The organism is Promicromonospora kroppenstedtii DSM 19349 (assembly GCF_000515355.1).
GTDB classification, from domain to species: Bacteria; Actinomycetota; Actinomycetes; order Actinomycetales; family Cellulomonadaceae; genus Promicromonospora; species Promicromonospora kroppenstedtii.
This window is the reverse complement of sequence record NZ_KI911641.1, coordinates 96789-105066: the sequence shown is the minus strand read 5'-3', so window position 1 is coordinate 105066 and position 8278 is coordinate 96789. Positions and strand designations below refer to the sequence as shown.

The following is an 8278-nucleotide window of genomic DNA, read 5'->3' as shown; positions in this document are numbered from 1 at the left end:
CCCCCCGCCCGCGCTCCTCGCCGTCGAGGCCGGGGGCGACGACCGCCGGGACCATGGGGCCCGCACCGTCGTCGGTGGTGCCCACCGCCGTCGCGTCGGAGGACCGTCGTGCACGGGACCGCGGCTCTGCGGCGACCGTCCCGAGTCGGGCGGAGAAAGCCCACAGCGTGCGGCCGTCGGCCAGGAGCAGCCGCGCCGGGCCCTCGGCGTCGTCTCCGGCGAAGAACTCGACGGTCACCCAGCCGGGGCCCATCATGTGCACCGGTGCGCCTGGCACGAACAGCAGGTGCAGGTACTGCCGGCTGCCACGGTGCTCGACCACGACCGTCCGCATGGGCCGGCCCGACACCTTCCGCTCCGCGGCCACGGCCTCGCCGCGGAGCGTCAACGACACCGCACCTCGCGCCGCCCGCGACCAGGCGCTCCGGTTGCGGGACCAGCGGCGAGCCCTCGTGCCGAAGATCAGCAGCACGATCACGCCGATGGTCACCGCCACGACGAGGAACGGCGTCGACCTGCCGAACTCCTCGCCCGACCAGAACGGGCCCGCGAAGAGGACCAGGAAGCCGAGGAAGAAGAGCGGCGGGAAGAACAGCCGGAACGCGCTCTGCGCACCGGCCTTGCGTGCGGCCCGGAAGCCGGGGTCGGAGGTCATGTGCTGAGGCTAATGTCCGCTTTGCTCCCGCGCTGTGATTCTTGCTCCCCTTTGAGGCCTAAGTTTCTTCGCTTTGAGGCACGTCAAAGCGAAGAAACTTAGGCCTCAAAGGGGAGGGGTCGATACCGAGACGCGGCTCAGCCCAGGGTGACGGCTCAGCCCAGCGTCAGCGTGACCGGGGTGCCCGGGCCCTTGGTCGGCGGCTCCTTGGACACCTCGGCGTAGGCCGCGGCGAGCAGCGTCGGGTCGGGACCCTCCAGGCGCACGGGCTTGGCGACGTCGTCGAGCACCACGAACCGGAGCAGGTCGCCGCGGGCCTTCTTGTCGCGGCGCATCGCGGCCAGGAGCTGGTCCCAGCGGTCACCGCGGTAGTGCACGGGCAGCCCCAGCGAGTCCAGGATCGACCGGTGCCGGTCGGCGACGTCGTCGGGGAGCTTGCCGGCCATCCGCGCGAGCTCCGCGGCGAAGATCATCCCCACGCTCACCGCGGCGCCGTGGCGCCACTGGTAGCGCTCGACGAGCTCGATCGCGTGACCCAGCGTGTGCCCGTAGTTGAGGATCTCGCGCAGGCCGGCCTCCTTGAGGTCCTCGCCCACGACATCGGCCTTGACCCGGACCGACCGTTCGACGAGCTCGGCCACGACGGCCCACGTCTCGTCGGTGGTGGCCGCGCCGGCCCAGTTCCGCAGCTCGTCGACGTGCGCCTCGACCAGGTCGAGGATCACCGGGTCGGCGATGAAGCCGGTCTTGACCACCTCGGCCAGGCCCGCCACGAGGTCCCACTTGTCGAGGGAGCCCAGCGCCGCCAGGTCGCACAGCACGCCGGCCGGCGGGTGGAACGCGCCCACGAGGTTCTTGCCCTCGGAGGTGTTGATGCCCGTCTTGCCGCCCACGGCGGCGTCGACCATCGCGAGCAGCGTGGTCGGCACGTGCACCACGCGGATACCGCGCAGCCAGGTCGCGGCCACGAACCCGGCGAGGTCGGTGGTGGCGCCGCCGCCGACGCCGACGATCGCGTCCGAGCGCGTGAAGTCCAGCTGCCCCAGCAGGCCCCAGAGGAACGCCGCGACCTGTGGCGTCTTGGCCGACTCGGCGTCCGGCACCTCGGCGACGAAGGCCTCGTAGCCGGAGGCCTTGAGGTCCTCGGCGATCGCGTCCGCCGTCGCCGACAGCGCGGCGGGGTGGATCACCATGACCTTGGCGGCCGCGCCCACGAGGCCCGGCAGCTCGCCCAGCAGGTGCCGGCCGATGACGACGTCGTAGGGCGCCTCTCCCCGGACGGTGATCCGGGTGGGGGCGCTGTCCGTGCTCACGTGATGCTCTCCTCCGTCTTGTTCTCCGGCTGGTTGTGTTCCTCGGCCCGCTTCGGGTCCACGAGCTCAGGGACACGCAGCTCCAGGCCGAGCGCCTCGATGATCTCCGCCGCGACCTGCTCGCCGGGCCGGTCGCTCGAGACGATCGTCAGCGTCGCGAGCCGCTCGTAGGTGGGCCGCCGCTCGTTCATCAGCTTCTGCCACTGTGCACGCGGGTTGCCCAGCAGCAGTGGCCGGGCCTGGTTCATGCCGACGCGCTGGGCGGCGATCGCCAGCGGCACGTCGAGGAAGACGACGTGCCCGCCCCCGGCCGCGTACCGCGTGAGCGCCGCCTGGGTCGTCAGGCTCATGACGGCGCCGCCGCCGAGCGACACGACGCCGTCGTGCTCGGTCAGCGCGGCGAGCACCGCCGCCGACTCCAGCTCGCGGAAGTGCGGCTCGCCGTCGTCCACGAAGATCTCGCTGACGGGCTTGCCCGCGTGCGCCTCGATGTCGGCGTCCGTGTCGCGGATCGTGACACCGAGGCCCGCGGCGAGCGTGCGGCCCACCTTCGACTTGCCGGAGCCGGGCGGTCCGATCATGACGGCGACCGGACGGATCGCGCCCGCCGAACCCGCCGAGCCGGACGTGCCGGTCACTGCAGCAGCTCCGGGATGGCGGCCACGTAGGAGTCCAGGTTGCGACGCACCTCGGCCACGGAGTCGCCACCGAACTTCTCGACGGCGGCCTCGGCCAGCGTGAGCGCGACCATCGCCTCGGCGACGACGGCGGCCGGCGGCACCGCGCACACGTCGGACCGCTGGTGGTGGGCCGTGACCGGCTCGCCCGTGGCGGTGTCGACGGTCGGCAGTGCGCGCGGCACGGTCGAGATGGGCTTCATCGCGGCGCGCACGCGCACGATCTCGCCGTTCGACATGCCGCCCTCGATGCCTCCCGCGCGGTTGGTGGTTCGCTCGATGCCGGGGCGCCCGTCGGGCGCGGTGCCACGGACGATCTCGTCGTGGGCGGCGCTGCCGCGGCGGCGGGCGGTGCGGAAGCCGTCGCCGACCTCGACGCCCTTGATCGCCTGGATGCCCATCAGTGCGGCGGCCAGACGCGCGTCGAGGCGACGGTCGCCCTGCACGTAGGTGCCCAGGCCGGACGGCACACCGTAGGCCAGCACCTCCACGACGCCGCCGAGCGTGTCGCCGTCCTTCTTGGCCAGGTCGATCTCCTCGACCATGAGCTTGGAGGACGCCGCGTCGAAGCAGCGCACGGGGTCAGCGTCGAGCGCGGCGACGTCGTCGGGCGTGGGCAGCGCGGCGTCGTCGGGCGCCTCGGCCTCCCCGATCGCGACGACGTGCGAGACCAGGCGGATACCGAGGGCCTGCTCGAGGAACTTCGCAGCGGCGACGCCGAGCGCCACGCGGGCCGCGGTCTCGCGGGCCGACGCGCGCTCCAGCACGGGCCGCGCATCCTCGAAGCCGTACTTGCGCATGCCGATCAGGTCGGCGTGCCCGGGACGCGGGCGGGTCAGCGGCCGGTTGCGGGCCACCTCGCGCTCGTCGCCGGTGCCCGCGTCGACCAGCAGTGCGTCGGCGGGCACCGGGTCGGCCGACATGACGTCGGTCCACTTGGGCCACTCCGTGTTCGCGATCTCGATCGCGAGCGGCCCGCCCTGCGTGAGGCCGTGGCGCAGCCCACCGAGCACGCGGACCTCGTCCTGCTCGAACTTCATCCGGGCACCACGGCCGTAGCCGAGGCGGCGGCGCGCGAGCGCGTCCTGGATGTCGGGCGTGGTCAGCTCTACCCCGGCGGGCAGACCCTCCATCACGCCCACGAGAGCAGGACCGTGCGACTCACCCGATGTCAACCAACGCAGCATGGTCGGATTGTTTCACGCGGGTGACGAGGTCGGCGCACCGGTCCGATGGGCGACACACCGAAGGCGCGTGCTGCTCGACCTCGGCGTGTCGCGGCGGGGAGACACCTGCCGCGGCAGGTGTGTTGCGCAGAGTCGACATTGTTCACGCTGCGCAACACACCCCGGACGCGCAAGCTCTTCCAGGAGCCCTCGCCTGTGCTCTGCGCGGGCCCTGCGCCTGGGCAGCCTCAGGCAGCTCAGCGGGCTCAACCGGTTCAGCGGGCCGGCGTGACGAGAGCCGCGCCGAGCGCCTCGTCCATCGCGTCGAGCGGCGCCGGCCGCCCCGTCATCAGGCGCACCTGCTCGGCGGCCTGGTGCAGCAGCATCCGCTCGCCGCCCACGGCGTGCGCCCCGAGCTCCGTCCACGCCGACTGCAGGGCGGTGGGCCGCGGGTCGTAGACGACGTCGAGCAGCACACCACGCGGCACAGCGCCTCCGGCCGCGCCACCGGCCCCCGGCACGCCGTCGGTCAGCAGCTTGGCCCAGACATCGGCGGCGTACTTCGGCGTCGTGGAGACGACGGCGTCCGCGCTCACCAGGGCCGACGTCGTCGCCGCGTCGTCGAACACCTCGAACGACGGGGTGACCCCCATCCGGGCGACGGCCTCGCGCAGCGGGCCGATGCGGTCCAGCGAGCGCACGAACACCCGCGCCGAGGGACAGCCGAGCTCGGCCAGCGCGGCCAGGGCCGACGCCGCCGTCGCTCCCCCGCCGAGCACCACGGCCTGGGCGACCGGGTGCTCACCCGGGCCCGTCCCCAGCCGCTCGCGCAGCGCCGCGACGATGCCGTGCACGTCCGTGTTCGTGCCTGTCGTGGTGACCGTGCCGCCGACCGCCGTGAACAGCACCGTGTTCACGGCCCCGACCGCCGCGGCGAGCGGCTCGACGTGGTCGAGCAGCGGGAAGACCGCCTGTTTGAGCGGCATGGTCAGGCTCAGGCCCGCCCACTCGCGGCCGAGCCCGCCCAGGAAGCCCGCCAGGGTCTCCTCGGTGACGTCGTGCACGCCGTAGTCCCAGCCCTCCAGGCCGAGCGCCCGGTAGGCGGCACCGTGCAGCACCGGGGACAGGGAGTGCGCGACGGGGTGGCCGAGCACGGCGGCACGGCGCACGACCGCCGTCGTCGGGCCGCCGACCGAGGCAGCGGGGTCGGTTGGGGTGGTGGGGGTGGTGCTCATGCTCAGTAGCCGTTCTCCGCTGCCCAGGCCTGGTACTCGTCCTTGAAGGCCAGGAACTCGTCGTAGTCGTCCGTGAACTTGGTCTCCTGCGTCTCCAGGTTGACCGTGACGTACCAGATCCACGGGCCTTCCGGCGGGTTCATGACGGCCTCCACCGAGGCGTTGCTCGGGGCCCCGATCGCGGTCGGAGGCAGGCCCGCGACCACCCGGGAGGCGTACGGGAACGACTTGTCCTGGAACTCCTCGGTGGTGATCAGGTGGGACGGCTTGTTGCGCCCGTACGAGTCGATGGCGTCCAGGCCGAGCGGCTCGTTGTTCGCCAGCCGGTTGTCGATCACCCGGGCGACCTCGCCGCGGTACTCGTCCGGCGCCTCGCGCTCGACCAGCGAGGCCTTGATGATCAGGTCGTTGCGCTGCTCGGCCGGCACGTCGAGGGCGTCGAGCTCCTGGATCGTCAGTGCGACCATCTGCTTGAGCACGTCGGCGGCGCTGGTGGACTCCGGCTTGGCGTCGTATGTGCTGGCCGCCAGCCAGCCCTCCAGCTCGCCCTTGGCCTCCGCCGGAAGGCCGAGCGCCTTCGTGTCCGCGAGGGCCGCGTCGACGTCGGCCTCGGGCCAGCCCTGCTCGACCATCGTCTCCTTGATCTGCGCCACCGTGTGGCCCTCGACGACGGTCAGGCCGCCCCGCTTGACGTCGTTCGCCGCGAGCAGCGCCACGGCCGACTCCGCGCTCATCCGGAGCTTCATGGTGTGCGTTCCCGGCTGGATGCCCGCGGCGTCCGGGTTGGCGTTGAACGCGCGCACGAACGCCTCGGAGCTCGCCACGACGTCCTTCGCCGCCAGCTCGGCGCCGATCGTGTACCCGTTGGCGGCCTCGGGGACGTCGATGTCGACCGGCTCGCCGCCCGTACCCTCGTAGTCCGCGGCCGCGAGCGGGGTCTTGATGCCGAACAGGTAGCCGTCGTTCTTCACCGTCCACGCGCCGAGCGCGCCGACGACGACCACCGCGGCCACGACGGCGATGATCACCGGGCGCAGCAGGCCCCGCCGACCGCCGCCGCGCGCGCCGCCACGTCTCCCACTGCTGCGTCCCCCACTGCTCCGCCGCCCCGTGCGGTGCTGCCCGTCGCGGTCCCCCCGGCCTCCGCGTCGGCCGCTGGCGTGCCTCGGTGGCCCCTGATAGTCCACTCCGGGAAGGGCCTCGGTCACGCTCGCTCCATCCTCTACGGTGCGCGGATCACTGGCCGATCCACGCTGGTCACCAACCGGGGAACACGACTATGTAACCAGAATTCAGCCACATGTCACGATCGCATCACAGCCCGGGTGCGGCGAACGCTACCCCGATCTGCACATTCCCGGCCAACTCCCGGGATTAGTCACCCTCAGCTGTTGGCGGCCTGCCAGTCGCGGAGCTCCTGCTGGTAGGCGAGGTGCTGCTCGTAGGTCTCGGAGAACTTGGTCTCGCCCGTGTCGAGGTTGACGATGATCCAGTACTTCCAGTCGCCCGGGGCCGGATTCAGCACGGCGTCGATCGACGTGTCGCCGGGGGTCGCGATCGGGCCCGGCGGGAGACCCGTGTGCTGGTAGGTGTTGTACTTGTTCTTCGCGTTGGCGAGGTCCTTCTTGGTGAGCTCGGTGCCGGGCTTGTCGGCCCCGTACGCGACCGCGGCGTCGATCTGCAGGATCATGCCGTCCTCGAGCCGGTTCTCGATCGCCCGGGCGATCTTCGGCTTGTCCTCCGCGTGCAGGCCCTCCCGCTCGACCAGCGAGGCCTTGGTCAGCACGGTCTGCCAGGCACCGGTGGGGATGTCCTTCTTCCGCAGGGCCCGCTCGGTGCGGTCGACCATCTGCGTGAGCAGCCCGACGGCGGTGTCCTCGTCCGGCTTGAGCGGGTACGTGCCCGCGTTGAGCCAGCCCTCGGCGTTGCCGCCGGCCTGCTTCGGCAGACCGAACTCGGACGGCTTCCCCAGGGCGGCCTCGAAGTCCTCGGCGGGCAGGCCCGTGACCTGCACCGCGCGCTCCACGACCTGCTCGACCGTGTAGCCCTCGGGGATGGTGAGCTGGAGGTCCACCCGCTCGCTCTTGACGAGCAGCGCGACGGCGTCCTTCGCGGGCATCTCCTCGAGCATGTTGTACGTGCCCGGCCGGATCGACACGGAGTCCGGGTTCGCCTCGAACGCCGTCGTGAAGGCGGACACGCTGGCGACCACGCCCGCCTCGTACAGCTGCTGGCCCATGACCGTGCCGGTCGCGCCCTCGGGGATCTCGACGTCGACCTGGTCGCCGCCCGGTCCCGGGAAGTCCTTGGACTCCAGCGGGTTGGTCAGGCCGGTCAGGGAGTCGAGGTTGGTCCAGATCGCGTAACCCGATCCGCCGACCAGCACGAGAGCGACGAGCAGCACGACCAGCGAGCGGCCCCGCCGGTTCCGCCGGCGCCGCCGCTGCGACCTCCGGTCCGATCGCGGGCCGGGGAACGAGGGATCTGCCTGGGGGCGCGGGGGCGCCGTGAAGAGGTCCGTCACCGGAGACTCACTGTCCTTCGTCGGGGGGTGTAGGGGGTGGCGCTACGGTCGGTCGTGCGTGTCGTGCACGGTCTCCACCACGACGAGCTCGCCGGCGCGCTCCCCCTTCGCCCGCTCCGCGTCGAGTGCAGATTGCAGAATGATAACGGCTGCGGCCTGATCGATCACGGACCTGTGCTTCCTGGTTTTGCGGCCTGCCGCGTGGAGGGCCTGGTGCGCCGAGACCGTGGTCATCCGCTCGTCCACGAGGCGTACCGCGGCGCGCTCCCCCGCGGCGGCCAGCGCGACGGTCAGCCGGGCCGCAAACCGGCGGGCGTCGGCGGTGGCCGCGCCCTCCTTGCCGGACAGGTGCCGGGGCAGCCCCACGTAGACGACGGCGGCGAACCGCTCGACCACCTCGTCCACGATCCGCTGCACGTCGGCCGTCGTGCCCGTGGCGCTCTGCGGCTTTGTGCCCTGCGCCTTCTGCTTCGCGCCCGGTGCCCCCTGCTTCCCCGAGCCCGCCAGCACGCGCGGCACGGTCTCCACGGGCGTGGCGACCAGGCCGTCGGGGTCGCTCGCGGCCAGCCCGATCCGGGCCATGCCGACGTCGACCCCGAGCCGGGCCCCCCGTGGGAGGCCCGGCTCGGTACCGGTGTCCGTCACGACGTCAGGCGCCGACGGCGACCAGGCGCACGCCCTCGGCGATGCCCGCGAGGGCCTCGCCGA

Annotated in this window: 8 protein-coding genes; all 8 read right to left on the bottom strand. The window is 72.5% G+C overall.

Features of this window, described 5'->3' with window-relative positions:
* Positions 1-655: hypothetical protein (locus PROKR_RS34285; RefSeq protein WP_036961806.1), on the bottom strand; the 655-nt coding region annotated here is incomplete at its 3' end.
* A gap of 155 nt (positions 656-810) precedes the next feature.
* Positions 811-1968, bottom strand: coding sequence for a 3-dehydroquinate synthase (aroB, locus tag PROKR_RS08320; RefSeq protein WP_036961805.1), 1158 nt, complete (start codon positions 1966-1968; stop codon positions 811-813).
* Positions 1965-2549: a shikimate kinase gene (locus PROKR_RS08315; protein ID WP_051432804.1), complete on the bottom strand. Its 585-nt coding sequence runs from the start codon at positions 2547-2549 to the stop codon at positions 1965-1967. Before PROKR_RS08315 ends, aroB begins: the two co-directional genes overlap by 4 nt.
* A 53-nt stretch (positions 2550-2602) precedes the next feature.
* Positions 2603-3832: a chorismate synthase gene (aroC, locus tag PROKR_RS08310; protein ID WP_036961801.1), complete on the bottom strand. Its 1230-nt coding sequence runs from the start codon at positions 3830-3832 to the stop codon at positions 2603-2605.
* A 254-nt stretch (positions 3833-4086) separates the two neighbouring features.
* Complete coding sequence (locus PROKR_RS08305; protein WP_084800318.1) at positions 4087-5046, bottom strand: shikimate dehydrogenase; 960 nt, start codon at positions 5044-5046, stop codon at positions 4087-4089.
* 2 nt (positions 5047-5048) lie between these two features.
* Positions 5049-6074: an endolytic transglycosylase MltG gene (locus PROKR_RS08300; RefSeq protein WP_051432789.1), complete on the bottom strand. Its 1026-nt coding sequence runs from the start codon at positions 6072-6074 to the stop codon at positions 5049-5051.
* 356 nt (positions 6075-6430) lie between these two features.
* The gene (mltG, locus tag PROKR_RS08295; RefSeq protein ID WP_245605750.1) at positions 6431-7450 is read right to left on the bottom strand and encodes an endolytic transglycosylase MltG; all 1020 of its coding nucleotides are present in this window, start codon (positions 7448-7450) and stop codon (positions 6431-6433) included.
* Positions 7451-7612: 162 nt separating this feature from the next.
* Positions 7613-8215, bottom strand: a complete 603-nt coding sequence (ruvX, locus tag PROKR_RS08290; protein WP_036961799.1) for a Holliday junction resolvase RuvX — start codon at positions 8213-8215, stop codon at positions 7613-7615.
* Positions 8216-8278 lie beyond the last annotated feature (63 nt).